This window comes from Agrococcus sp. Marseille-P2731, assembly GCF_900117395.1.
In the GTDB taxonomy this organism is placed as follows: Bacteria; Actinomycetota; Actinomycetes; order Actinomycetales; family Microbacteriaceae; genus Agrococcus.
This window is the reverse complement of sequence record NZ_FPEG01000002.1, coordinates 612,360-637,809: the sequence shown is the minus strand read 5'-3', so window position 1 is coordinate 637,809 and position 25,450 is coordinate 612,360. Positions and strand designations below refer to the sequence as shown.

At 71.8% G+C, this 25,450-nt stretch carries 24 protein-coding genes; 22 read left to right on the top strand and 2 right to left on the bottom strand.

Translation table 11 applies throughout. The features are described 5' to 3' along the window. The first annotated feature begins 168 nt into the window (after positions 1–168). The 3 genes from lepA to hemW are packed head-to-tail and all read left to right on the top strand — an operon-like array spanning position 169 to position 3,862. Positions 169–2,019 (top strand): translation elongation factor 4, encoded by a 1,851-nt coding sequence (lepA, locus tag BQ6202_RS06965; RefSeq protein ID WP_072313709.1) that lies wholly within the window; start codon positions 169–171, stop codon positions 2,017–2,019. Then, positions 2,016–2,654 carry a DUF1990 family protein gene (locus tag BQ6202_RS06960; protein ID WP_072313708.1) on the top strand — a complete coding sequence of 213 codons (639 nt, stop codon included), beginning with the start codon at positions 2,016–2,018 and terminating at the stop codon, positions 2,652–2,654. Before lepA ends, BQ6202_RS06960 begins: the two co-directional genes overlap by 4 nt. Positions 2,655–2,656: 2 nt before the next feature. Beyond that, positions 2,657–3,862, top strand: a complete 1,206-nt coding sequence (gene hemW, locus BQ6202_RS06955) for a radical SAM family heme chaperone HemW (RefSeq protein ID WP_072313707.1) — start codon at positions 2,657–2,659, stop codon at positions 3,860–3,862. 2 nt (positions 3,863–3,864) lie between these two features. On the opposite strand, the gene BQ6202_RS06950 is transcribed toward hemW, so the two are convergent. Then, positions 3,865–4,887, bottom strand: coding sequence for a DUF4870 domain-containing protein (locus tag BQ6202_RS06950; RefSeq protein WP_143143665.1), 1,023 nt, complete (start codon positions 4,885–4,887; stop codon positions 3,865–3,867). Between the two features lie 177 nt (positions 4,888–5,064). On the opposite strand from BQ6202_RS06950, the gene hrcA reads away from it, so the two are divergent. The 16 genes from hrcA (at position 5,065) to BQ6202_RS06870 (ending at position 20,659) form a co-directional block, all read left to right on the top strand. Beyond that, positions 5,065–6,078 (top strand): heat-inducible transcriptional repressor HrcA, encoded by a 1,014-nt coding sequence (gene hrcA / locus BQ6202_RS06945; RefSeq protein WP_072313705.1) that lies wholly within the window; start codon positions 5,065–5,067, stop codon positions 6,076–6,078. Continuing rightward, positions 6,079–7,170, top strand: coding sequence for a molecular chaperone DnaJ (gene dnaJ, locus BQ6202_RS06940; protein WP_072313704.1), 1,092 nt, complete (start codon positions 6,079–6,081; stop codon positions 7,168–7,170). Beyond that, entirely contained in the window at positions 7,170–7,895 is a 726-nt protein-coding gene (locus tag BQ6202_RS06935) for a 16S rRNA (uracil(1498)-N(3))-methyltransferase (RefSeq protein ID WP_072313703.1), read from the top strand. Before dnaJ ends, BQ6202_RS06935 begins: the two co-directional genes overlap by 1 nt. A 51-nt stretch (positions 7,896–7,946) precedes the next feature. Next, a complete protein-coding gene (locus BQ6202_RS06930; RefSeq protein WP_072313702.1) occupies positions 7,947–8,291 on the top strand; it encodes an HIT domain-containing protein in 345 nt (114 codons plus the stop codon). A 34-nt stretch (positions 8,292–8,325) separates the two neighbouring features. After that, positions 8,326–9,300, top strand: a complete 975-nt coding sequence (locus BQ6202_RS06925) for a PhoH family protein (RefSeq protein ID WP_083587125.1) — start codon at positions 8,326–8,328, stop codon at positions 9,298–9,300. After that, positions 9,300–9,773 carry an rRNA maturation RNase YbeY gene (gene ybeY, locus BQ6202_RS06920; RefSeq protein ID WP_072313700.1) on the top strand — a complete coding sequence of 158 codons (474 nt, stop codon included), beginning with the start codon at positions 9,300–9,302 and terminating at the stop codon, positions 9,771–9,773. Before BQ6202_RS06925 ends, ybeY begins: the two co-directional genes overlap by 1 nt. Further along, a complete protein-coding gene (locus tag BQ6202_RS06915; protein WP_072313699.1) occupies positions 9,773–11,056 on the top strand; it encodes a hemolysin family protein in 1,284 nt (427 codons plus the stop codon). Before ybeY ends, BQ6202_RS06915 begins: the two co-directional genes overlap by 1 nt. Continuing rightward, positions 11,056–12,000 carry a GTPase Era gene (gene era, locus BQ6202_RS06910; protein WP_083587124.1) on the top strand — a complete coding sequence of 315 codons (945 nt, stop codon included), beginning with the start codon at positions 11,056–11,058 and terminating at the stop codon, positions 11,998–12,000. Before BQ6202_RS06915 ends, era begins: the two co-directional genes overlap by 1 nt. Before the next feature lie 241 nt (positions 12,001–12,241). After that, positions 12,242–13,459: a sensor histidine kinase gene (locus BQ6202_RS06905; protein ID WP_072313698.1), complete on the top strand. Its 1,218-nt coding sequence runs from the start codon at positions 12,242–12,244 to the stop codon at positions 13,457–13,459. Next, positions 13,456–14,103: a response regulator gene (locus BQ6202_RS06900; protein WP_072313697.1), complete on the top strand. Its 648-nt coding sequence runs from the start codon at positions 13,456–13,458 to the stop codon at positions 14,101–14,103. The genes BQ6202_RS06905 and BQ6202_RS06900 overlap by 4 nt, the downstream gene beginning before the upstream one ends. An 11-nt stretch (positions 14,104–14,114) precedes the next feature. Then, complete coding sequence (locus BQ6202_RS06895) at positions 14,115–14,906, top strand: alpha/beta fold hydrolase (RefSeq protein WP_072313696.1); 792 nt, start codon at positions 14,115–14,117, stop codon at positions 14,904–14,906. A gap of 56 nt (positions 14,907–14,962) precedes the next feature. After that, the gene (locus tag BQ6202_RS06890; RefSeq protein WP_072313695.1) at positions 14,963–15,736 is read left to right on the top strand and encodes an ABC transporter ATP-binding protein; all 774 of its coding nucleotides are present in this window, start codon (positions 14,963–14,965) and stop codon (positions 15,734–15,736) included. Continuing rightward, positions 15,733–17,196 (top strand): ABC transporter permease, encoded by a 1,464-nt coding sequence (locus tag BQ6202_RS06885; RefSeq protein ID WP_072313694.1) that lies wholly within the window; start codon positions 15,733–15,735, stop codon positions 17,194–17,196. The genes BQ6202_RS06890 and BQ6202_RS06885 overlap by 4 nt, the downstream gene beginning before the upstream one ends. 149 nt (positions 17,197–17,345) lie before the next feature. Next, positions 17,346–19,133, top strand: a complete 1,788-nt coding sequence (leuA, locus tag BQ6202_RS06880; RefSeq protein WP_072313693.1) for a 2-isopropylmalate synthase — start codon at positions 17,346–17,348, stop codon at positions 19,131–19,133. 18 nt (positions 19,134–19,151) lie between these two features. After that, positions 19,152–19,883, top strand: a complete 732-nt coding sequence (recO, locus tag BQ6202_RS06875; protein ID WP_072313692.1) for a DNA repair protein RecO — start codon at positions 19,152–19,154, stop codon at positions 19,881–19,883. Next, positions 19,880–20,659 carry an isoprenyl transferase gene (locus tag BQ6202_RS06870; protein WP_072313691.1) on the top strand — a complete coding sequence of 260 codons (780 nt, stop codon included), beginning with the start codon at positions 19,880–19,882 and terminating at the stop codon, positions 20,657–20,659. The genes recO and BQ6202_RS06870 overlap by 4 nt, the downstream gene beginning before the upstream one ends. Positions 20,660–20,884: 225 nt before the next feature. Here BQ6202_RS06870 and BQ6202_RS06865 read toward each other — a convergent pair whose 3' ends face one another. Further along, complete coding sequence (locus tag BQ6202_RS06865; RefSeq protein WP_072313690.1) at positions 20,885–21,487, bottom strand: nucleotidyltransferase domain-containing protein; 603 nt, start codon at positions 21,485–21,487, stop codon at positions 20,885–20,887. A gap of 195 nt (positions 21,488–21,682) precedes the next feature. Between BQ6202_RS06865 and BQ6202_RS06860 the strand changes: the two genes are divergently transcribed. From BQ6202_RS06860 to BQ6202_RS06850, 3 genes are read left to right on the top strand one after another with little or no spacing between them, the layout of a single operon-like run. Beyond that, the gene (locus BQ6202_RS06860) at positions 21,683–23,062 is read left to right on the top strand and encodes a glycine--tRNA ligase (RefSeq protein WP_072313689.1); all 1,380 of its coding nucleotides are present in this window, start codon (positions 21,683–21,685) and stop codon (positions 23,060–23,062) included. Then, the gene (gene dusB, locus BQ6202_RS06855) at positions 23,059–24,213 is read left to right on the top strand and encodes a tRNA dihydrouridine synthase DusB (protein ID WP_072313688.1); all 1,155 of its coding nucleotides are present in this window, start codon (positions 23,059–23,061) and stop codon (positions 24,211–24,213) included. Before BQ6202_RS06860 ends, dusB begins: the two co-directional genes overlap by 4 nt. Continuing rightward, complete coding sequence (locus BQ6202_RS06850; protein WP_072313687.1) at positions 24,188–25,444, top strand: deoxyguanosinetriphosphate triphosphohydrolase; 1,257 nt, start codon at positions 24,188–24,190, stop codon at positions 25,442–25,444. The genes dusB and BQ6202_RS06850 overlap by 26 nt, the downstream gene beginning before the upstream one ends. Positions 25,445–25,450: the final 6 nt, after the last annotated feature.

The following is a 25,450-nucleotide window of genomic DNA, read 5'->3' as shown; positions in this document are numbered from 1 at the left end:
CCCGCCCTCGCGCGCAGGACGCGCAGAAGAAGGGGAAGCCAACGAACGATGCTACCAGCGCCCGGACGCCCCTCGCAACGCGAGCCACCGCATCCGCTGTGGAAGAATGGGACCTTCCACACCGCGCGCACTTCGCGGCCCCGCCGAGCCTCCAGATGAGAAGGACCCGTGAGCCCCCGAGCGACCAAGGCACTCGAGCCTGCCGCGACCGACCCGGCGCAGATCCGCAACTTCTGCATCATCGCGCACATCGACCACGGCAAGTCGACGCTGGCCGACCGGATGCTGCAGCTGACGGGCGTCGTCGATGACCGCTCGATGCGCGCCCAGTACCTCGACCGGATGGACATCGAGCGCGAGCGCGGCATCACGATCAAGTCGCAGGCCGTGCGCATGCCGTGGGAGCTCGACGGCGAGACCTTCGCGCTGAACATGATCGACACCCCCGGCCACGTCGACTTCACCTACGAGGTCAGCCGCTCGCTCGCCGCCTGCGAGGGCGCGATCCTGCTGGTCGACGCCGCGCAGGGCATCGAGGCCCAGACCCTCGCCAACCTCTACCTGGCGATGGAGAACGACCTCGAGATCATCCCGGTGCTCAACAAGATCGACCTGCCGGCAGCCGACCCCGAGAAGTACGCGGCCGAGATCGCCGGCCTCATCGGCGGCGACCCCGCTGACGTGCTGCGCGTCAGCGGCAAGACGGGCGAGGGCGTGGATGCGCTGCTCGACCGAGTGGTGCGCACGGTCCCCGCGCCGGTCGGCGACGTCGACGGCCCCGCCCGCGCGATGATCTTCGACTCCGTCTACGACTCCTACCGCGGCGTGGTCACCTACGTCCGCATGATCGACGGCAAGCTGTCGCCGCGCGAGCAGGTCATGATGATGTCGACCGGCTCCAAGCACGAGGCGCTGGAGATCGGCGTCTCGAGCCCCGAGCCGAAGCCCTCCAAGGGCCTCGCGGTCGGCGAGGTGGGCTACCTCATCACGGGCGTGAAGGACGTGCGCCTGTCGAAGGTCGGCGACACCGTGACCTCGGTGCGGGGGCCAGCGACCACCGCGCTGCAGGGCTACGCCGACCCGAAGCCGATGGTCTTCTCGGGGATCTACCCGATCGACGGCAGCGACTACCCGGTGCTGCGCGAGGCGCTCGACAAGCTCAAGCTCTCGGATGCCGCGCTCGTCTACGAGCCCGAGACCTCGGTGGCGCTCGGCTTCGGCTTCCGCTGCGGGTTCCTCGGCCTGCTCCACCTCGAGATCATCAGCGAGCGCCTGCGCCGCGAGTTCGACCTCGACCTCATCGCCACCGCGCCGAGCGTGGTCTACCAGGTGCGCACCGAGGATCGCTCGCTGCACATCGTCACGAACCCGAGCGAGTTCCCCGACGGCAAGATCTCGTCGATCGTGGAGCCCATGGTGCGCGCCACGATCCTCGCGCCCAAAGACTACGTCGGCGCGATCATGGAGCTCTGCCAGACGCGGCGCGGCACGCTCAACGGCATGGAGTACCTCTCGGAGGATCGGGTCGAGCTGCGCTACCGGCTGCCGCTGGGCGAGATCGTCTTCGACTTCTTCGACCACCTGAAGTCGCGCACGCAGGGCTACGCCTCCCTCGACTACGAGGTCGACGGCGAGGAGGAGGGCGACCTGGTGAAGGTCGACATCCTGCTGCAGGGCGAGCAGGTCGACGCCTTCAGCGCGATCGTGCACCGCGAGAAGGCCTACGCCTACGGGGTGCTGATGGCCGGCAAGCTCAAGGACCTCATCCCGCGCCAGCAGTTCGAGGTGCCCATCCAGGCCGCGATCGGCGCGCGCATCATCGCGCGAGAGACGATCCGAGCGATCCGCAAGGATGTGCTCGCCAAGTGCTACGGCGGTGACATCACCCGCAAGCGCAAGCTGCTCGAGAAGCAGAAGGAGGGCAAGAAGCGCATGAAGATGGTCGGCCGCGTGGAAGTGCCCCAGGAGGCGTTCATCGCCGCCCTCTCGAGCGGCGAGACGAAGAAGGACGCGAAGTGACCAAGCCCCTGCGCGACCGCGCGACCAACTACGGCTCCGTGGGTGCGACCGCGCACTTCGACTTCCACCGCTTCCCGCCGAAGGGCTTCGAGGTCGTGCAGCTGCGCAGCCGCATCGGCCACGGCCGGCCCCGCTACGACGCAGCGGTCGCGGCGCTGCGCACCTGGAAGATCCAGCGCCTCGCCGGCATCGAGGTCGACGTGGTCGGCACCGAGGAGGGCACGGTCTACCGCCCGGTCGGCTTCGAGGGCACGGAGGCCACGAGGGCCGCGAGCATCGAGCCGCTGCAGGACTTCGGCCCCGACGGCGAGCCCTTCCTGCAGCCGGGCGACTCGATCGACCAGCGCATCCGGGTCGCCGGCGTCCAGGTGCACGCGCCGATGCGCGTCATCGCGGTCGAGGAGGAGGAGAGCACGCACGGCGTGATCATCGGCTCGCTCGACGGCCACCCGCTCGCGGGCGAGGAGCGCTTCACGGTCGAGATCGCAGAGGACGAGACGGTCTTCCTGCACTTCCGGGCCATCGTGCGGCAGGACGCCTGGTGGGCCAAGCTCGGCGCCCCCTTCGCGCGGGCGCTGCGGCGCCGCTACCACGACCGGTTCATGGATTCGCTCCGGTCCATCGACGTCCGCTGACCGTGGGACGGCTGCCTGAGGGCGACGCCGCACCCGCCGACGGCCGCCTGCCGGCCGGCACGCGGAGCGATGCGCCGTTCGGCGCCTACATCCACGTGCCGTTCTGCTCGGTGCGCTGCGGCTACTGCGACTTCAACACTTACACGGCCGACGAGCTGCGCGGCGCGACCAGGGCGGGCTACCCGGCCGATGTCGCCGCCGAGATCGCGCTCGCTGCCGGCGTGCTCGGCGAGCTCGGGCCGCTGCGCCCGATGCAGACGGTCTTCTTCGGCGGCGGCACCCCGACGCTGCTGCCCGCGGGCGACCTGGTCGCCATGCTCGGCGCGGTGACGGATGCCTTCGGCCTGGCCGAGGGCGCGGAGGTCACCACCGAGGCGAACCCCGACTCGATCGACGCCGCGGGCCTGCGGCAGCTGCGCGAGGGCGGCATCACGCGCGTCTCCTTCGGCATGCAGTCCGCGGTGCCGCACGTGCTCGCGGCGCTCGACCGCACGCACGATCCTGAGCGCGTGCCGCTCGTCGTCGAGTGGGCGCGCGAGGCCGGGCTCGAGGTCAGCCTCGACCTCATCTACGGCGCTCCGGGGGAGTCGCTCGGGGACTGGCAGCGATCGCTCGACGCCGTGGTGGCGATGCAGCCGGATCACGTCTCCGCCTACGCCCTCATCGTCGAGGACGGCACGGCGCTCGCCCGGCGCATCCGCCGCGGTGAGCTGGCCATGCCCGACGACGACCTGCAGGCGGCGATGTACGAGGCCGCGGATGCGACGCTCGGCCGAGCGGGCTACTCCTGGTACGAGGTGTCCAACTGGTCCCGCGGCGACCGCGTCGCGCGGCACAACCTCGCCTACTGGCGCGGGCACGACTGGTGGGGCTTCGGTCCGGGCGCGCACAGCCACGTCGGCGGCGTGCGCTGGTGGAACGTCAAGCATCCGGCGGCGTACCGCGACCGCCTGATCGCCGGAGCATCGCCAGCGCTCGCGCGCGAGGTGCTCGACGACGAGACGCGCCGCGTGGAGCGCGTGCTGCTTGAGTCGCGCATCGCCGAGGGGCTGCCGGTCGAGGCGCTCGAGCGCGAGGGGCGCGTCGCCGTGGCCGGCCTCGTCGCCGATGGCCTGGTGGACGGAAGAGCCGCCCTCGCCGGCCGGGTGATCCCGACGCTGCGAGGGCGGCTCCTCGCCGACGCGGTGGTGCGCCGGCTGCTTCCCTAGGGCTACTGCACGATCCGCCAGTTGAACGGGTAGCGGTAGGAGCCGCCGGCGTTGACGCGCATGGCGCCGATGATCGAGAAGATCACCTGCAGCAGGCCCGGCACCCACCAGAGCGCCAGCAGGATGAACCCGATCCCGACGATGCTGAGGATCGTGCCGAGGACGAGCAGGCCGAGCGTCGCGATCGTCATCAGGATGCCGAAGTTCAGGGCCTCCTTGGACTCCTGCCGTGCGAAGGCGCTGCGGTCCTTGTAGATCAGGAAGACGATCAGCGGGCCGATCCAGCCGCCGTAGCCGCCGGTGACGATCGTCGACAGGCCGGAGAGGTGCCCCCACATGCCGGCGTTCTTCTCGTCGGTGGGCGACATCGGCACCGACGCGGGGTACTGCGGCTGACCGGGAGCGCCGTACTGCGGCTGACCGTACTGCTGCTGGCCGGGCTGGCCGTAGGGAGGCTGGCCAGGCTGGCCGGGCTGGCCGGGCTGGCCAGGCTGGCCGAAGGGCTGCTGCGGACCGGCGCCGGGAGCGCCGTGACCGGGCTGGGCGTAGCCCGAAGGCCCGGGCTGGCCGTAGGAGGGCGCGCTGCCCGGCTGGCCGTAGGAGGGCGCGCTGCCCGGCTGGCCGTAGGAGGGCGCGCTGCCGCCCTGGCCGGAGGCGGGCGCCTGGCCGGGCGAACCGGGCTCGCCGGCACCGAACTGGCCGGCTGCGGGCCGCTGCCACGACTGCGCTCCATCGATCGAGCCGAACGCGGGCTGGCCGGGCGCCGTGGGCCCGGCATCGCCGGCCGAGCCGAACTGCGCGGGCGCGGCCGGGTCGACGGCGGGGGAGGAGAACGACTGCGCGGGCTCACCGACGCCCGGCGCAGCGGGTGCGCTCGGCGCCGCGTGCTGCTCGTCGGTCACGGCGAAGCCGTCGACGGGCGGCTCGGTGCTGGCCGGCCGCTCACCGTTGCTCGACAGCTCAGCGTTGCTCGACTGCTCAGCGGGATCGCTGCCCTCTGCGCGGGGGGCGTTGGGATCAGACATGGCGTGCCTCTCATCGATGGTCATCGCAGCGCACCCGGGTCGCGCTGCTGGCACCATTCTGCGCCCATCCGGCTGTGCATCGCATGATCGTGACGACGAGCGGTAGGATTGGCAGTCAGCAGTCGAGAGTGCCAGGGGGATCGGGACCCCGATCGCCTGCGGAGGAGAGGAGCGCGGATGGTCTCGGATCGCGGCCTCGAGGTCCTCCGCGCGATCGTGCAGGACTACGTCGCCATGCGCGAGCCGGTGGGCTCGAAGTCGATCGTCGAGCGCCACGCGTTCGGCGTCTCCGCGGCGACCATCCGCAACGACATGGCCCTGCTCGAGGAGGAGGAGCTCATCGCGGCTCCGCACACGTCCTCCGGTCGGGTCCCCACCGACAAGGGCTACCGCGTCTTCGTCGACCGCCTCCAGCGCATGCAGCCGCTGACGCACGCGCAGCGCGTCGCGATCTCGCGCTTCCTCGATGACTCGATCGACCGCGACGACGTGCTCGATCGCACCGCGCGGCTGCTCTCGCAGCTGACCAACCAGGTCGCCCTCGTGCAGGTGCCGATCCGCCGCCACGCCGTCGTGCGCCGCGTCGAGCTCGTCGCGGTCGCCGAGCACCGGCTGCTCGCCGTGCTGATCCTCGACTCCGGTCGGGTCGAGCAGCGAGTGCTCGACGCGCAGCAGCGCATCGACCCCGACCAAGCCACCGCGCTCGGCCGTGCCTACACCGAGACCATCGGCGAGCTCGCGCCCGCAGACGCACTCAAGCGCCTCGCCGGTGCCACCGGATCCGCCCCCGGCTCGCTGCGCGCAGCGACCGGTGCCGTCGCGCAGGCGCTCACCGAGATGCTGCAGGCCGGCGGCGGCGACCGGATCGTGATGGCGGGCGCCTCGCACCTCGTGCGCGAGGAGCGCGACTTCCACGGCACGGTGACACCGGTGCTCGACGCGATCGAGGAGCAGGTGACGCTGCTGCGCCTCTTCGACGAGATGGGCGTGGAGGGCGAGATCGCGACCCGGATCGGCCGCGAGCTCACCGGCCCGCTGGGGGAGACGGCCGTGGTGGCCTCGACCTACAGCACCGGAGGCTCCGAGGGCCACATCGGCGTGCTGGGCCCGACCCGCATGGACTACGCAGGAAACATGGCCGCGGTGCGCGCAGTGGCGCGCTACCTCACGCGGCTGCTGAGCGAGGACTGAGTGACAGATCACTACGAGACCCTCGGCGTCGCGCGCGACGCCGGTCAGGACGAGATCAAGAAGGCCTATCGCCGACTGGCTCGCGAGCTGCACCCGGATGTGAATCCGAGCGAGGATGCCTCCGAGCGCTTCAAGGACGTCACGCACGCCTACGACGTGCTCGGCGACCCGCAGTCGCGCGCGGAGTACGACCGCGGACCCGCGGCCGGTGCCGGCGCCTTCGGGTTCGGCGACATCTTCGAGCAGTTCTTCGGGGGTGGTGGCGGCCGCTCGAGCGGACCGCGCTCGCGCAGGCAGCCCGGGCAGGACAGCCTGCTGCGCGTCGACCTCGACCTCGCCGACGTCGTCTTCGGCGTGCACCGCGAGCTGCGCGTGCAGACCGCGGTGCTCTGCCAGACCTGCCAGGGCGCGGCCACCGAGCCCGGCACGAGCCCGGAGCGCTGCCTGCAGTGCGGCGGCTCCGGCCACGTGCAGCGACAGGTGCGCTCGCTGCTCGGCAACGTCGTCACGAGCCAGCCCTGCGGCGTCTGCCAGGGCTACGGCACCGTCATCCCGCAGCCCTGCCACACGTGCGCGGGCCACGGCCGGGTGCGCTCCGAGCGCACCATCCCCGTCGACATCCCGGCCGGCGTCGACACCGGTCTGCGCATCCAGCTGCCCGGTCAGGGCGAGGTCGGCGAGGGCGGCGGCCCCGCTGGCACGCTCTACCTCGAGGTGAACGTGCGGCACCACGACGTCTTCAGCCGCGATGGTGACGACATCCTCGGCACGCTCGAGGTGTCGATGCCGGACGCGGCGCTCGGCGCCCGCGCGACCGTCGAGAGCATCGACGGCCCCGTCGAGGTCGAGGTGCGCGCCGGCACGCAGTCGGGCGACGTCATCACCGTCGGCGAGCGCGGCGTCACGCGGCTGCGCGGCGCCGGCCGTGGCGACCTGAAGCTCGGCGTGCAGGTGCTGACGCCGACGAAGACCGACCGCCGCACCGAGGAGCTGCTGCGCGAGCTCCGCGAGCGCACCAAGGCGCCCGGGCCTCAGCTCTCGCAGTTCAAGCAGGGCCTCTTCGCCAAGATGCGCGACCGCTTCCGCCTCTGATGGCGCACTGCTACTGGCACGACGCGCTCGAGGGCGCGACCCCCGGCGACCTCGTGACGCTCACGGGCGACGAGGCGCACCACGCGGCCGTCGTGTCGCGGATGCGACGTGGGGAGCGAGTCCTCGTCAGTGACGGCAGGGGCGTGCTCGCCGAGGGCGTGATCGACCGCGCAGAGCGCGACGGGGTCGACGTCGTGCTGCAGCACGTGCAGGAGGTGCCGGCGCCCACGCCACGCATCGGCCTCGCGCAGGCGCTCGCCAAGGGTGACCGCGCCGAGCTGGCCGTGCAGGCGTCGACCGAGCTCGGCATCGACGCGATCGTGCCGTGGCAGGCGCGGCGCAGCGTCGTGCAGTGGAAGGCCGATCGGCGCGAGAAGTCGCTCGAGCGCTGGCGCAAGGTGGTGCGCGAGGCCGGCAAGCAGGCGATCCGCCCCCACCTGCCCGAGGTGGGCGACGTCGTCGACGCCGCAGGGCTCGCGGCCCTGGCGGAGGAGTGGCAGCTGGTCGTCCTCGATCCCGCCGCATCCGTCACCATCGCCGAGATCGCGGTCGAGCGCGACGTGCTGCTGGTCGTCGGGCCGGAGGGTGGCATCGAGGCGGCAGAGCTCGAGGCGCTCGCCGCCGCCGGTGCCATGCAGGTGCGGATGGGCGACCACGTGCTGCGCACCTCGACCGCGGGCCCGGCGGGTATCGCCGCGCTCTCGGTGCGGCTCGGACGCTGGTGACCGGCACTCGCGGCAGCCGCCGTCGAGCGGCGCGAAGGTAGGCTGAGCGGCATGGCTGACACGACAGTGTTCGAGAAGATCATCGCGCGCGAGATCCCTGCGGAGATCGTGCTCGAGAACGATCGCATCATCGCGTTCACCGACATCCACCCGCAGGCGCCCATGCACGTGCTGGTGGTGCCGAAGACGCCGCAGTACCGCGACGTCGTCGAGCTGAGCGCCGGCGACCCGGACCTGCTGGCCGAGATGGTCCAGGCGGCGCGCGCGATCGCTCGTGAGCGCGCCGACGGCGACTTCCGCCTCGTGTTCAACACCGGCGAGCTCGCCGGACAGACCGTGTTCCACGCGCACGCCCACGTGCTCGCGGGATCGCTCGGAGAGGGTTCGCTTGCCTGACGACACGCAGTCGATCGAGATCGACGGCATCGAGATGGTGCGGCTGCTGGGGCCGCAGGATCGGCTGCTCACGCGCCTCGAGCACGAGCATCCGGAGGTCCGGGTGGCGGTGCGCGGCAACCTCGTGACCCTGACGGGCCCGGAGGAGGAGGTCGCGGTCGCGACGCGCCTCGTGCAGGAGCTCGTCGACCTGGTGCGGCAGGGCACCGACCTGACCGGCTCCGAGGTCGGAGAGGGCTCGCGCATCCTGCGCCAGGACCCCTCGCGCAGCCTCGCCGACGCGATCGGCGAGGTGATCCTGACCTCGAAGGGCAAGTCGATCCGCGCCAAGACCGAGGGGCAGCGCTCCTACGTCGAGGCGATCGAGGAGCACACGATCGTCTTCGGCATCGGCCCGGCAGGCACCGGCAAGACCTACCTGGCGATGGCGAAGGCAGTGCAGGCGCTGCACCGCAAGGAGGTCAGCCGCATCATCCTCACCAGGCCCGCGGTGGAGGCGGGCGAGCGGCTGGGCTTCCTCCCCGGCACGCTCACCGACAAGATCGACCCCTACCTGCGGCCGCTCTTCGACGCGCTCAACGAGATGATGGATCCCGAGCTGCTCCCGAAGCTGCTCGCGACCGGCGTCGTCGAGGTGGCGCCGCTCGCGTACATGCGCGGGCGCACCCTCAACGACTCCTTCATCGTGCTCGACGAGGCGCAGAACACGAGCCCCGAGCAGATGAAGATGTTCCTCACCCGCCTCGGCTTCGGTTCGAAGATGGTCGTGACGGGGGACTCGACGCAGGTCGACCTGCCGGCGGGCACCTCCGGCCTGCAGGTGGCGAGCCAGGTGCTCGGCCGCATCGACGACATCCACTTCGCCACCCTCACGAGCGCCGACGTCGTGCGCCACACGCTGGTGGGCGCCATCGTCGACGCCTACACCGAGCACGACCAGCGGCAGATGGCCCGCGAGGCGCGAAAGCCGCACCCGCAGCAGCGCAGCGGCCGCGGACGGCGCAGCTGATGGCGATCGACCTGCTGAACGAGTCGGGCGCCGAGGTCGACGAGGCGCAGCTCCTGCGCCTGGTCGCCTTCGACCTCGAGAAGCTCTTCGTGCACCCCGACGCCGAGGTGTCGATCGCACTCGTCGACGTCGCGACGATGGAGCAGCTGCACGTGCAGTGGATGGATGAGCCCGGCCCGACGGACGTGCTCTCCTTCCCGATGGACGAGCTGCGCCCCGGCTCGCCCGATCGCATGGCGCCGGCCGGACTGCTCGGCGACATCGTGCTGTGCCCGGAGGTCGCGGCAGAGCAGGCTCGCGAGGCTGGGCACGACGTCATGACCGAGCTCCGCCTGCTGACGACGCACGGCCTGCTGCACCTGCTGGGCTTCGACCACGCCGAGGCCGCCGAGCGCGACGAGATGTTCGCGCTGCAGGACAAGCTGCTCGCCGCCTTCGTGGCGCACGGCGGCAGCGGCACCGAGGCGCGCTGATGTTCGAGACCGTCCTCTTCATCGTCGCTGCGCTGCTCGTCGCGTTCGGCGCCTGGCTGGCCGCGTGCGACGCGGCGCTCGGAGTCGTCTCGCGCGCCGAGCTGCAGGAGGCGGCGAAGCAGTCCCGCCGCGGCCGCGCGATGCTGTCCATCGCCGACGACCTGCGCAGCCACATCATGACGCTGCAGTTCGGCCGCATCATGTGCGAGACCGTCGCGGCGGTGCTCATCACGCTCGCGGTCGACTCGCTCGTGGTCGAGTGGTGGATCACCCTGCTCGTCGCCGGCGGCGCGATGATCGTCATCTCGTTCGTGCTGGTCGGCTCGAGCCCTCGCGCCGTGGGCCGGGCGCACGCGATCGGCCTGCTCCGCGCATCCGCCGGCTTCATCCGCTTCTGGCGGGTGCTCACGGGCCCCATCGCCTCGCTCGTCGTCACGGTCGGCGACAAGGTGACGCCGGGTCGACAGCGCGAGACGGCCTTCGGCACCGAGGCGCAGCTGCTGTCGATGGTCGACGCCGCTGCCGAGAGCTCGGTGCTCCAGGACGACGACCGCGAGCTGATCCACTCGATCTTCGAGTTCAACGCGACACTCGTGCGCGAGGTCATGGTGCCGCGCCCCGACATGATCGTGGTCGAGCGCGAGACGACCGCGAAGGATGCGCTGCGGCAGTTCCTCGACAACGGACTGTCGCGCATGCCGGTCGTGGGGGAGTCCACCGACGAGATCGACGGCATCCTCTACCTGCGCGACGTGGTGCGCAGCAGCACCTGGCGGCCGGACGCGAGCGAGACGGCTGCGGATCTCGCGCGGCCCGCGATCCTCGTGCCCGAGTCGAAGAAGGCCGACGACACCCTCGCGCTCATGCAGTCCGAGCGCGTGCACGTGGCGATGGTCGTGGATGAGTACGGCGGCATCGCCGGGCTCGTGACGCTCGAGGACCTCGTGGAGGAGCTCGTGGGCGAGATCCACGACGAGCACGATCGCGGTGCGCTCGCGGCCGTCGAGGCGGGGGGCGGCGTCTGGCACGTCTCCGCACGCCTGCAGATCGACGAGCTGGGCGACCTGTTCGGGTTGAGCCTCGACGACGAGGATGTCGACACGGTCGGCGGTCTCATGCAGAAGGAGCTCGGCCGCATCGCCGAGGTGGGCGACATCGTCACCCACGAGGGGCTGCGCATCGAGGTGCGCTCGATCGATGGCCGTGGCCGCAACGCGGGCGAGATGGCGGTGCAGCGCATCGCAGAGCCGGCAGCGCTCGCCGATGCCGAGGGGGCAGCATGATGCACGACGACCAGCACGACAGCGGCCGCGCCGCCCAGGAGGCCGCGGAGCGCGCCGAGCGGCACCGCAGCGGCTTCGTGACCTTCGTCGGTCGCCCGAACGCCGGCAAGTCGACGCTGATGAACGCGATCGTCGGCGAGAAGATCGCGATCACCTCGTCGAAGCCGCAGACCACGCGCCACGCGATCCGCGGCGTCGTACACCGCGACGACGCGCAGCTCGTGATCGTCGACACCCCGGGCATGCACAAGCCGCGCACGCTGCTCGGTCAGCGCCTGAACTCCGTCGTCAAGGCGACGCTCGGCGACGTCGACGTCATCTGCCTGTGCATCCCCGCCAACGAGGCGATGGGCACCGGCGACCGCTTCATCGACCAGCAGCTCGAGGGCTTCCCGCGGGCCAAGAAGATCGCGGTCGTGACGAAGACCGACCTGGCATCGAAGCAGGCGGTCGCGACGCAGCTGCTCGCGGTCTCCGAGCTGCGCGAGTGGGATGCGATCGTGCCGCTCTCCTCGGTCGCCGGCACTCAGCTCGACGTGCTCGTCGATCAGCTCATCGAGCTGCTCCCGGTGGGGCCGCCGCTCTACGAGGCCGAGACGACCACAGAGGAGTCGATCTCGGTCCGCATCGCCGAGCTGATCCGCGAGGCTTCGCTCGAGGGCGTGCGCGACGAGCTGCCGCACTCGATCATGGTGACGATCGACGACATCGTGCCCCGCGAGGGCCGCGACCTCACCGACGTCTACGCCAACCTGTGGGTCGAGCGCGACAGCCAGAAGGGCATCATCATCGGCAAGGGTGGCTCGCGGCTGCGCCAGGTCGGGGCGGATGCGCGTGCCGAGATCGAGCGCGTGCTCGGCACGCAGGTGCACCTCGACCTGCGCGTGAAGGTCGCGAAGGAGTGGCAGGGCGACCCGAAGCAGCTCGGCCGCTTCGGCTTCTGAGCGCACCCCCGCTGGTCGAGGAGCGCGCGCCGCAGGTGCACCCCCGCTGGTCGAGGAGCGCGCGCCGCAGGTGCACGCCCGCTGGTCGAGGAGCGCGCGCCGCAGGCGCACCCCCGCTGGTCGAGGAGCGCGCGCCGCAGGCGCACGCGTCACGAGACCCACGCAGCGTGCACTCCATCCAGCGGATGATTCACCCCGCGTTCCCGATCCCATGGCGCCTCGGCCCCATAGCCTGACAGGCATGCCCGACCTCGCGACCGACACCGTCGAGCCCGTCGGCGAGCGCCCTCCGCGCCGCCCGTGGATCGACCGGGGCGCCCTGCGCGCCGATGCCATCCTCGCGGGCGTCACGCTGCTCGTGCTCGCCATCCCGACGCTGCTGCTGATGGTCGTGCTGGTCGACGGGGGCGGGCAGTGGGCGATCTCGACCGTCGTGACCGTCGCGATCGCCGGTGCGATCCTGCTGCGTCGCACGCGCCCGGTGCTCGCGCTCGCCGCGCTGACCGCGCTGGCCGTCGTGCACGTGGCCATTCACGCGTGGATGTTCCCGGTCTGGTTCGGCGTGCTCGTCGTGCTCTACTCCGTCGGCCGCTTCAGCCGCTGGCCCGGCAGGCTCGCCGGCTTCGGCCTCGCGTTCGTCGCCTCGCTGCTCGCGGCCTACTGGCTCGCGGTCGAGACCTCCACGCAGGGCGTCGACACGGTGCTCGGTGCGCTCGACGTGATGGTCTTCCTCTGGATCCCGCCGATGCTCCTGTTCAGCGTCGCGATCCTCACCGGCTGGGGCGTCGCCGCCGTCGACCGCAGCACCGCCGCGACCGAGGTGGCGCAGGTCTCGCTGCAGCGCGCCGACCAGGAGGAGGAGCGCGCCGCCCTCGCCCGCGACATGCACGATGTCGTGGCGCACTCGCTGGCGGTCGTCATCGCGCAGGCGAACGGCGCGCGCTACACGCAGGATCCCGCGGCGAAGGACGCCTCGCTCGAATCGATCGCCGGCACGGCGAAGGCCGCGCTCGGCGACGTCCGGCTGCTGCTGGCGCAGCTGCGCCACTCCGAGGCGCCCGACCCCGTCGCATCGATGTCCGACGTCGACTCGTTGATCGAGCGGATGCGCGGCAGCGGCCTCGACGTCCGCGTCACGCACGAGGGCACCGCGGCACCGCTGCCGCGCACGGCCGACATCGCCGCCTACCGGATCCTGCAGGAGGCGCTCACCAACGCCCTCCGGCACGGCGACCGCGCGCAGCCCGTGCTCGTGCGCCTGCGCGGCGTCACCCTCCCAGGTGGCGTCGGTGGCATCGTGGTCGACGTGCACAATCGACTCCAGGCCGCCCCGGGCGACCCCGGCCACGGCGTGCGCGGCATGCACGAGCGCGCGCGGCTCGCCGGTGGTGACGCGTGGACGGGCATCGAGGACGGCTGGTTCCGCGTGCGCGCCTCCTTCCCGGCGGGCGCCGCATGATCCGGGTGCTCATCGTCGACGACCAAGCGCTGTTCCGCGGCGGCATCCGGATGCTCGTGGAGTCGCAGGCGGACATGACGTGCGTCGGCGAGGCGGCCGACGGGGCGCAGGCCGTGCGGCTCGCGCAGGAGCAGCAGCCCGACGTGGTGCTGATGGACGTGCGCATGCCTGTGCTCGACGGGATCGGCGCGACGGCGCGCATCGTCGCCGCGCAGCCGCGCAGCCGCGTCGTCGTGCTGACGACCTTCGACCTCGACGAGGCGGCCGCGCGCGCGATCCGCGCCGGCGCATCCGGCTTCATCCTGAAGGACGCGGAGCCTGAGCTCGTGCTGGCGTCGATCCGGACGGTGCACGCCGGCAACGAGGTGATCGCGGCGAGCGCGACGCGAGAGCTGTTCAAGGCCTTCGGCGCCCAGCGTCGCGCCGCACCGCTCGCGTTCGCCGAGCTCACCGACCGCGAGCGGCAGATCTTCGGGCTCGCCGCGAAGGGGCTCTCCAACACCGAGATCGCGCGCGCCGAGTTCGTCTCCGAGGCGACGGTGAAGACGCACATCTCGCGGATCCTGACGAAGCTGGGGCTGCGCGACCGCGTGCAGCTGGTCGTGTTCGCCTACGAGCACGGGCTCACGGGCGAGCGCGCCTGATCGCTCGAGCCATGCAGGTCCTCGAGTCCGGCCCCGCCGACGCGCCGCCGCTGCTGCTCTTGCACGGCGGCGGAGTCGCCGGGTGGATGTGGCAGCCCCTGCTCGAGCGCCTCGGGAACCGCGTTCGTGCGATCGTGCCGGACTTGCCCGGTCATGGGGGCAGCGCATCCACCGACTACGCGTCGCACGAGGGCGCCGCCGACGCGCTCGAGCGCGTGCTCGAGGAGCGCGCGCCCGGTGGAGCGACCGTGCTCGGCTTCTCCCTCGGTGCGCAGCTGGCGGTGCTGCTGACCGCTCGGCGACCGGAGCTGGTCACCGACGCGGTCGTGGTGAGCGCCCAGGCGAAGAGCATCGCGATGCCGCAGGTGACGCTCGCGATGCTCGCCGCGGCTGCGCCGCTCGCGAAGTGGCGACGCTTCGCGCGGCTCCAGGCCAAGGAGCTGTTCGTGCCCGACGAGCTGCTGGCGGACTACCTCGAGGGCAGCGCTGCCATCTCGAGGGCGACGCTCGTGGCGAGCGTGGGCGAGAACCTGCGCTTCAGGGTGCCGGAGGGGTGGGCTCGCGCGCCGGAGGCCGCCGATGCGCCGCCGACCGCGCTGGTGGTCGTGGGGAGCGAGGAGCGCGCCGTCATGCGCGATTCCGCGACGGTGCTGCATGGCAGCCGCGCGGGCAGTGAGCTGCTGCGAGTGGACGGCGTCGGCCATGGGCTGCCGTTGCAGCAGCCAGGGCTGCTCGCCCTGATCCTCGAGCAGCGACTGGCTGCGCGCGACGGCGGCTCCGGTCCGGCTCATCCGCTCGGATGACGCCGTTCCGACCGCAGCGTGACGATCGCGAGGCCGCGCATCCGTTGACTGGGAGCATGCACACCAACGCACTGCCTCCGCACGCCGCATCGGCCCCGGCGCTCACGACTCCAGCGCTGGCGCTCCGCGGCGCCACCAAGCGCTACGGCTCGGGCGGCGCCGCCGTCACCGCGCTCGACGGCATCGACCTGGAGATCGCTCCGGGCACCCTCACCGCGATCATGGGGCCCTCCGGCTCCGGCAAGTCGACCCTGCTGCACCTCGCCGCTGGCCTCGACGTGCCGAGCTCCGGTGACGTCGTGATCGGCGGCACCTCCGTCGTCGGTCTCGACGACGACGCGCTGACGTCGCTGCGGCGAGACCGCGTCGGCGTCGTGTTCCAGTCCTTCAACCTGGTGCCGAGCCTGACCGCGCTCGAGAACGTCGAGCTGCCCTCGCTGCTCGCCGGCCGCCGGCCCGACAGCGCCCGCATCGGCGAGCTGCTGCGCGACCTCGGTGTCGACGGGCTCGAGCGACGACGCCCACACGAGCTCTCCGGCGGTCAGCAGCAGCGCTTCGCCATCGCCCGCGCGCTCGCGCAGCGACCGGCCGTCGTGCTCGCCGACGAGCCGACGGGAGCGCTCGACACCGTCACGTCGATCGAGGTGCAGGAGATCCTCGTGCGCCAGGCGGCCGCCGGACAGGCGATCGTCGTCGTGACCCACGATCCTGCAGTCGCCGCGCGCGCCGAGCGCGTGGTGCTGCTGCGCGACGGCCACATCGACGGCGACCTCCCCGCGACCGACGCGGCGACGATCGCTCAGCGCATGCTCGCGGCGGCAGCCCGATGAGCGCGCCGTCGACGAGCGCCGCCGCCCCGCCCGCAGCCGGCGCAGCCGCTGCCACCTCGCCCCGGCACCGCACCGATGGCGCCTCCCGCACCGGCCTCGGCCTCGCGCTGGCCGTGTCCATCCTCGCCGCCGCGTTCGGCACGGCCCTCGCGACGCTCATGGAGCACGCCGCCCTCGCGCTCTACGGCGAGGCGATGATCGCCGGCAGCGCGACCGCGCGCATCATGCTCGCGATCGCGGCCCTGCTGCTCATCGGTGTCTCGGTCGTCGTCGGCGCCATCGTCGCCCGGCAGGCCTTCACCGGCGCGGTCGAGGATCTGCGGGGTGAGATCGCCCTGCGCCGCCTCCTCGGCGCCTCGTCCCGCACCGAGCGGCGACGCGTGCTGCGCGGCTTCGTCGTCGTCGGACTCGCGGGCGCGCTGGTCGGCTGGCTGCTCGGCCTGCTCGCGGCGCGAGGCGCTGGCGAGCTCATCTCGCTCCTGGGCGAGCGCTTCGACCTGCGGGACATGCCGATGGTCGAGCCCTGGGCGACCGTGCCCGCGCTCGCCGTCGCAGCGGCCGCCGTGCTCTCGGCATGGCTCGCGACCCGGGACGTGCTCGCGGTCTCGCCGCTCGAGGCGCTCCGCGGTGCCGGCGTCGACGTGGAGACCACCGCGCGGCGACGTCGCCTCGGTGCTCGTGTCGCCCTCGTCGCGGGAGCGCTCCTGCTCGCCGCAGCCGTCGCGCTGTCGCCGCTGTCGCCCCTCGCCGTGCTGGTCGGCTTCGCCGGCGGCATCGTGTCCGTCACCGGCATCATCGGGCTCGCCCCGGCGATCGCCCCACCGCTCGTCGCGCTCGCATCGCGAGCCTTCGGCCGCGGCGTTCCCGCGCGCGCCGCGGCTGGCACGCTCGCGACGCATCCGGGTCGCACCGCTGCGCTCGTGCTCTCGCTCTTCGCGGGTGCCGCCGTCGTCACGATGATGGTCACGGCCGGCACCTCGCTCACCACGGCAGTCGTCTCGATCGAGCGCAGCCCCGAGTTCCGGGCAGAGCTGCAGGCGATCTACGGGGGAGTGACGGGCATCATCACGGGCATCGTCAGCTTCTCCGCGGTGCTCGCGGTGCTCGGCTTCGTCGCTGCGATGCTGCTGTCGGTGCGGCGCCGCACGCGTGAGATCGGGCTGCTGCGCATGCTGGGCCTCCGCCGCGGCCAGACGCGCACCATGCTGCTCGCCGAGGCGGGCTCGATCACGATCGTCGCGGTCGTGACGGGCTTCTGCGTCGGTGCGCTCTACGGCTGGATCGGCACGCAGTCGCTCGTCGGATCCATCGGCGGTGTCGTCTCGACGGCGCCGACCATCCCCTGGCTGCTGCCCGTGTCGCTCATCGTCGGAGGCCTCGCCGTCGCGCTCGCCGCGAGCCTGCCCGCGGGCGCTCGCGCCGCATCCGTGCCTCCGCTCGCGGCGGTCGCGACCGACTGAGCGGATGCTCCGGCGGCAGAGGGTGGGTGTAGTCTGATCGCCATGCAGAGCGTGCTGCTCCTTCGTCGCCGCGGCGAGGCCTGACTCCGGGCTTCCTCGTCGCGGAGGCTGTCCTGCCCGGACCATGGAGCGAGCGACAGGAGCGATCGATGAAGAACATGCAGCAGCCGAGCGGGATGCCGGCGCACCGCTACACCCCCTACCACGAGCAGATCTCGGTCGACCTCCCCGACCGCACGTGGCCCTCGAAGCGCATCGAGCGCGCACCGCGCTGGTGCGCGGTCGACCTGCGCGACGGCAACCAGGCGCTCATCGACCCGATGACGCCGGATCGCAAGCTCGAGATGTTCCAGCTGCTCGTGCAGATGGGCTACAAGGAGATCGAGGTCGGGTTCCCCTCGGCGAGCCAGACCGACTTCGACTTCGTGCGCAAGCTGATCGACGAGGGCCTCATCCCCGAGGACGTGACGATCCAGGTGCTGACGCAGTGCCGTGACCACCTCATCCGACGCACCTTCGAGTCGATCGACGGCGCGCACCAGGCCATCGTGCACATCTACAACTCCACCAGCGTGCTGCAGCGCGACGTGGTCTTCCGCTCCGACCGCGAGGGCGTGAAGCAGATCGCGGTCGACGGCGCGAAGCTCTGCCTGGAGCTCGAGGGCATGCTGTCGGGCACCCGGGTCTTCTACGAGTACAGCCCCGAGTCGTACACGGGCACCGAGCTCGACTACGCCGTCGAGGTCTGCAACGCCATCATCGAGACCCTCGACGCGCGCCCCGAGCGACCCGTCATCATCAACCTGCCCGCGACGGTCGAGATGGCGACGCCCAACGTCTACGCCGACTCGATCGAGTGGATGCACCGCAACCTCGCTCGCCGAGACTCGGTGATCCTGTCGCTGCACCCGCACAACGACCGCGGCACCGGGGTCGCGGCGGCCGAGCTCGGCTACCTGGCGGGCGCCGACCGCATCGAGGGCTGCCTCTTCGGCAACGGCGAGCGCACCGGCAACGTCGACCTGGTCGCGCTCGGGCTCAACCTGCTGACGCAGGGCATCGACCCCGAGATCGACTTCTCCGACCTCGACCACGTGCGCCGCGTCGCCGAGCACTGCAACCAGCTGAAGGTGCACGAGCGCAGCCCCTGGGCGGGCGACCTCGTCTACACCGCGTTCTCCGGGTCGCACCAGGATGCGATCAAGAAGGGCTTCGAGCGGATGGCCGAGGAGGCCGAGCGCGCCGGCAAGAGCATCGACGAGATCACCTGGGCGGTGCCCTACCTGCCGATCGACCCGAAGGACGTCGGGCGCAGCTACGAGGCCGTCATCCGCGTGAACTCGCAGTCGGGCAAGGGTGGCGTCGCCTACCTGCTGAAGTCGGACCACGGGCTCGACCTGCCCCGCCGGCTGCAGATCGAGTTCTCGAACACCGTGCAATCGCGCACCGACAGCGAGGGCGGCGAGGTCTCGAGCGACGAGATCTGGCGCATCTTCGGCGACGAGTACCTGCCCTCGCACGGCGGCGGCGAGCAGCGCGACGGCGACGAGGGGATCGCCTCGCAGTGGGGCCGCTTCGAGCTCGTCGGCTTCTCGACGAGCTCCTCGGACGACGGGGAGACGCAGCTGACGGCGCGCCTGCGCGACGGCGAGTTCGTGCGCGAGGTCTCGGCGACGGGCAACGGCCCGATCGACGCCGTGCTCACGATGCTGCGCGCCGAGGGCGTCGCGGTCACGCTCACCGACTACGTCGAGCACACGATGAGCGCCGGCTCCGACGCGACGGCCGCGAGCTACATCGAGCTCGACGTCGACGGCGCGACGGTGTGGGGCGTCGGCCTCGACCCGAGCTCGACGTCTGCCTCGCTGCAGGCGATCGTCTCCGGCGTCAACCGCGGCCTGCGCATCCACGACCGTCGGGCGCTGCCCGTCGGCTGAGCGGGCCGAGCGACCGCGATGCCGACCTACCGTGACGAGGGCGTCGTCCTCCGCACCCACTCGCTGGGGGAGGCCGACCGCATCGTCACGCTGCTGACGCGCGAGCACGGCAAGGTGCGCGCCGTCGCGCGCGGCGTGCGGCGCACCTCGTCGCGCTTCGGCGGACGGCTCGAGCCGTTCATGGTCGCCGACCTGCAGCTGGCGGTGGGGCGCAGCCTCGACATCGTCACGCAGGCGGTGACGCTCGGCTCCTACGCGCCCGTCATCGTGAGCGACTACCGCGCCTACACCGCGGCGACCGCGATGGTCGAGACCGCCGATCGGCTCACCGACGACGACGGCTCCAGGCAGCAGTACCTGCTGCTCGTCGGGGCGCTGCGCAGCCTCTCGCGCGCCGAGCACGACCCCTCGCTCACGCTCGACTCGTACCTGCTGCGCGCGCTCTCGATCGCTGGCTGGGCGCCGTCGTTCGGCGACTGCGCCGTCACCGGCGAGCCGGGCCCGCACCGCGCGTTCGTGCCGCAGCTCGGCGGCATGGTGGCCGACCACTCGGCGCCGCCCGGGTCGCTGCGCATCGACGCCGCGACGCTCGAGCTGCTCGGCGCGCTGCTGACGGGCGACTGGGCGAACGCGGAGGCGAGCGTCGACGGCGTGCGCAACCGCGCGTCCGGCGCCGTCTCCGCCTACGTGCAGTGGCACCTCGAGCGGGGCCTGCGCAGCCTGGAGTACGTCGACCGGGGCGAGCGGTGACCGAGATCGAGCGCAAGCCCGTCGACTGGACGGGGGAGCAGCCGCCCCAATACCCGCGCGGCAGCGTGCCGAAGCACGTCGCGATCATCATGGACGGCAACGGGCGCTGGGCCAACCAGCGCGGGCTCACGCGCACGCAGGGGCATGCCGCAGGCGAGGCGGTGCTGCTCGACGTCGTCGCCGGTGCGCTGCAGGCAGGCGTCGAGCACCTCTCCGTCTACGCCTTCTCGACCGAGAACTGGAAGCGCAGCCCCGACGAGGTGCGGTTCCTGATGGGCTTCAACAAGGACGTGCTGCGCCGTCGGCGCGACCAGCTCGACGCGTGGGGCGTGCGCGTGCGCTGGGCGGGCAGGCGGCCGCGGCTCTGGCCGAGCGTGATCCGCGAGCTCGAGGAGGCTGAGCGCCGGACGGCCGGCAATCGCACCATGACGCTGCAGATGTGCGTGAACTACGGCGGCACGATGGAGATCACGGATGCGGTGCGCTCGATCGCAGCGGACGTCGCGTCGGGCAGGCTCAAGCCCTCGAGCGTGACCGACAGGCTCGTGCGCAGCCGCATGTACAACCCAGACGTGCCGGACGTCGACCTGTTCATCCGCTCCTCGGGCGAGCAGCGCATCTCGAACTTCCTGACCTACCAGGGCGCATACGCCGAGATGGTCTTCCTCGACCGGCTCTGGCCAGACTTCCGCCGAGCCGACCTGTGGCACGCCCTCGACCTCTACACCGGCCGCGACCGCCGCTTCGGCGGCGCGGTCGACAAGCCGACGCCGTAGCCCGCCCCGTCCGTAGGTCGAGGAGGAACCCCGTAGGTCGAGGAGGCCGCGGCGCCCAGCGCCGCTGCCGTCACGAGACCGCAGGGGTCGCGAGGATCCGGTCTCGTGACGCGTGCGGCTGCGCCGCGCGCTCCTCGACCTACGAGTCGTGACGCGTGCGGCTGCGCCGCGCGCTCCTCGACCTACGAGTCGTGACGCGTGCGGCTGCGCCGCGCGCTCCTCGACCTACGGGGTGAGCCGTTCGCGCCAGGGGTGGTCGTCGGCGAGCCGGTCGACCAGCCACGCGCGCGCTTCGTCGTCGAGCGCCGGCAGGGCCTCGTCGAGCCAGCCGATGTCGGCGTGCTCCGCGGCTGAGTAGGCCAGCACGATCTGGGGCTTGGCATATCGGATGCCGCGCGACTCGATGAGCGCGTCGGCCAGCGGCATCGTCACGGCCGTGTCGCGACGGAAGCGCCAGGTCTCGCTGTCGCTCGGGTCGAGCAGCACCTCGAACTCCCACAGGCTGTAGGCGCTCCGCCGCAGCCAGATGCTCGAGGTGCCGATGGGCAGCACGTCGGAGTCGTGGGGCAGCAGCGGCTTCAGCGCGCCCTGGAAGGCGCTCCAGAGCTGCCACTTGCCGCCCAGCCAGCCGCGCAGCAGGCTCAGCTCGCTGCGGGGGATCACGATGTCGATGTCGCCGTGCGGGCGCGAGGTGCCGGTCACGGCGTCGATCGCCCAGCCGCCACCGATCCACCAGGTTCCCGAGTAGCCGTCGAGCAGCTCTGCCGCGTCGGCGGGCCATCGCTCCGCCCATGCACCGTAGAGCTCGAGCTGCTCATCGCTCTGCATCGGACCTCCTCGCCAGGCTCGCCGGGCGCGCACGCCCATCCAGGAGCCTAGCTCAGCGTTCCATGCGCCATCACTCCGCGGCGGCGATCCACCCCGGCACGAGCCGACGCCACGGCGACGTGCTCGCCTCGATAGAATCGAGGTTCATGTGCCGCACCCCAGCCAGGGGCGCACGGCCGATCGCAAGGAGCACCCGTGGTCCAGAACCGTCTCGATGCCGTCATCAACCTCGCGAAGCGCCGCGGGTTCGTGTTCCAGGCGGGCGAGATCTACGGCGGTTCCCGCTCCGCGTGGGACTACGGGCCCCTCGGCGTGGCGCTGAAGGAGAACATCAAGCGCCAGTGGTGGAAGACCTTCGTGCAGGGCCGCGACGACATGGTGGGCCTCGACTCGTCGATCATCCTCCCCACTGCCGTCTGGCACGCATCCGGGCACGTCGCGACCTTCACCGACCCGCTCGTCGAGTGCCTGCAGTGCCACAAGCGCCACCGCCAGGATCACCTCGAGGAGGCGTACGAGGCGAAGAAGGGCCGCGCCGCCGCCTCGATGGAGGAGATCACGTGCCCCGACTGCGGCACGACCGGCAAGTGGACCGAGCCGCAGATGTTCTCGGGCCTCATGAAGACGAACCTCGGTCCCGTCGACAGCGAGGCCGGCCTGCACTACCTGCGCCCCGAGACCGCGCAGGGCATCTTCACGAACTTCCTCAACGTCGTCACCGTCTCGCGCAAGAAGCCGCCGTTCGGCATCGGCCAGGTCGGCAAGGCGTTCCGCAACGAGATCACGCCCGGCAACTTCATCTTCCGCACGCGCGAGTTCGAGCAGATGGAGATCGAGTTCTTCACGCACCCCGATGAGGCGCCGGAGTGGTTCGACGCGTGGGTCGAGGCGTGCTGGGCGTGGTTCCTCGACCTCGGCATCGACGAGGCGAACATGCGTCGCTTCGACGTGCCGGAGGAGGAGCGCGCGCACTACTCGGCGGGCACGATCGACTTCGAGTACCGCTTCGGCTTCCAAGGCTCCGAGTGGGGCGAGCTGATGGGCGTCGCGAACCGCACCGACTTCGACCTCTCGTCGCACTCGAGCGCCTCCGGCAAGGACCTCGTCTACTTCGACCAGGCCTCCGGCGCGAAGTACACGCCCTACGTCATCGAGCCCTCCTTCGGCCTGACGCGCAGCATGATGGCCTTCCTCGTCGACGCCTACGACGAGGAGGAGGTGCCGAACGCCAAGGGCGGCACCGACACCCGTACCGTGCTGCACCTCGACCCGCGCCTCGCGCCCGTGAAGGTCGCGGTGCTGCCGCTCAGCCGCAACGAGCAGCTCTCGCCTCTCGCCCGCGACATCGCGGCCCGCCTCCGCAGGCTCTGGGCGATCGACTTCGACGACGCCGGCGCCATCGGCCGTCGCTACCGCCGTCAGGACGAGGTGGGCACGCCGTTCTGCGTCACGGTCGACTTCGACTCCCTGGAGGACGGCGCGGTGACGGTGCGCGAGCGCGACTCGATGCAGCAGACCCGCGTCAAGGTCGAGGAGCTCGAGGCGCACCTGGCGCAGGGGCTCATCGGAGCTTGAGCGCGGTGACCAGCACGCGGCCGGCGCTGTCGATCGGGCCGATCGCCCTCGACACGCCGGTCGTCCTCGCGCCCATGGCCGGCATCACGAACACGGCGTTCCGGAGGCTGTGCCGCGAGTACGGCGCGGGGCTGTACGTGAGCGAGATGATCACGACGCGCGCCCTCGTCGAGCGCACACCGGAGACGATGCGGCTCATCAGCCACCACCCCTCGGAGTCCCTGCGATCGGTGCAGCTCTACGGCGTCGACCCGAAGACGGTCGAGCAGGCTGTCGCGATCCTGGTCGACGAGGACCGCGCCGATCACATCGACCTCAACTTCGGCTGCCCCGTGCCCAAGGTGACGCGGCGCGGCGGCGGTTCGGCGCTGCCCTGGAAGCGCGACCTCTTCGCCGCGATCGTGCAGCGCGCGGTCCAGCGCGCCGGCGACATCCCCGTCACCGTCAAGATGCGCAAGGGCATCGACGACGACCACCTCACCTACCTCGACGCCGGTCGCATCGCCGAGGATGCCGGCGTCGCCGCGGTGGCGCTGCACGGCCGCACGGCGGCCCAGCACTACTCGGGCACGGCCGACTGGGCGTCGATCGCGAAGCTCAAGGAGGCCGTGACCTCGATCCCGGTGCTCGGCAACGGCGACATCTGGCAGGCAGAGGATGCGCTGCGCATGGTCGAGCAGACCGGCGTCGACGGCGTCGTGGTCGGGCGCGGCTGCCTCGGCCGCCCGTGGCTGTTCGGCGACCTCACCGCCGCGTTCGACGGCAGCGACCGGCGCTACCGGCCCGACCTCGGCCAGGTGGCGCATGCCTTCCGTCGTCACGCCGAGCTGCTGGTCGAGTTCTTCGACGAGGAGGATCGGGCCTGCCGCGACATCCGCAAGCACGTGGCGTGGTACTTCAAGGGCTACCCGATCGGCGGCGACGCCCGCCGCGCGCTCGCTGCGGTCGAGTCGCTCGCGCAGCTCGACGAGCTGCTCGGCGCGCTCGACCATGCCTCGCCCTACAACGCGGAGGGCGTCGAGGGCCAGCGCGGCCGCGCGGGCAGCCCGCGCAGGCCCGCGCTGCCGGACGGCTGGCTCGACAGCCCCGAGCTGAGCCCCGCGCAGCGCGAGGCGCTGATCGAGGATGAGAGCGACACCCGAGGTGGTTGACGCGCGGGGGTACGACGCGCACGACGCCGAGCGCCGGCTGCCGGAGGTGCACCGCTCCTCGCGCACTGACTTCGCGCGCGACCGCGCACGGCTGCTGCACTCGAGCGCCTTCCGCCGGCTCGGCCAGAAGACGCAGGTGCTCTCGCCGACGATGGGCTTCGACGACTCCCGCACGCGCCTCACGCACTCGCTCGAGGTCGCGCAGATCGGCCGTGAGCTCGCGGTCTCGCTCGACCTCGACCCGGACGTGGTCGACACCGCGTGCCTCGCGCACGACATCGGGCATCCGCCCTTCGGCCACAACGGCGAGAAGGGCCTGAACGAGTGGGCGCTCGCCATCGGCGGCTTCGAGGGCAACGCGCAGACCCTGCGGGTCATCACGCGGCTCGAGCCGAAGGTGATCGGGGACCGCCCCTTCGGGCTGAACCTCACGCGCGCGAGCGTCGATGCCGCGTGCAAGTACCCGTGGCCGGCCGCGACCGACGTCCACGACGCATCCGGCCGCATCAAGTTCGGCTACTACGCCGACGACCGCGATGCCTTCGAGTGGATGCGCGAGGGTGCGCCGCAGGGGCGGCCGAGCATCGAGGCGCAGGTCATGGACCTGGCTGACGACATCGCCTACTCGGTGCACGACTTCGAGGATGCGGTGGTCGGCGGCTACGTCGACGTCGCGAAGCTGCAGAGCCGGGTGGGGCACGACGAGCTCGTGTCGATGATGCTCACGTGGGTGGGGCCGGAGTTCACGCGCGACGACCTGCTCGGCGCGTTCGACCGCCTCGACGACCTCGAGACCTGGCTGCGCAGCTTCGACGGCTCGCGCGAGGACCACGCGCGGCTCAAGAACCTCACGTCGAAGCTCATCGGGCGCTTCGCGAACGCGGCGGTCTCGCGCACGCGGGAGGCGCACGAGGGTCCGCTGGTGCGCTTCGGCGGCACGGTCGAGGTGCCGCGCGAGGTGCGTGCCGAGATCGCGGTGCTCAAGGGCACGGCCGCGAGCTTCATCCTCGCCGAGCGGCGCCAGCCGATCTACGCCAGCCAGCGGCGCGTGCTGCAGGAGCTCTGCGACGCGCTGCTGCGCATCGGCCCGTCGGCGCTCGATCGCGTGCACGCCGACGACTGGGAGGCCGCGCCCGACGAGGCCGCGCGCGCCCGCGTGGTCGTCGACCAGGTCGCCAGCCTCACCGACCGCGGCGCGTTCGCCTGGCACGAGCGCTACGTCGGGGACTGAGGCGAT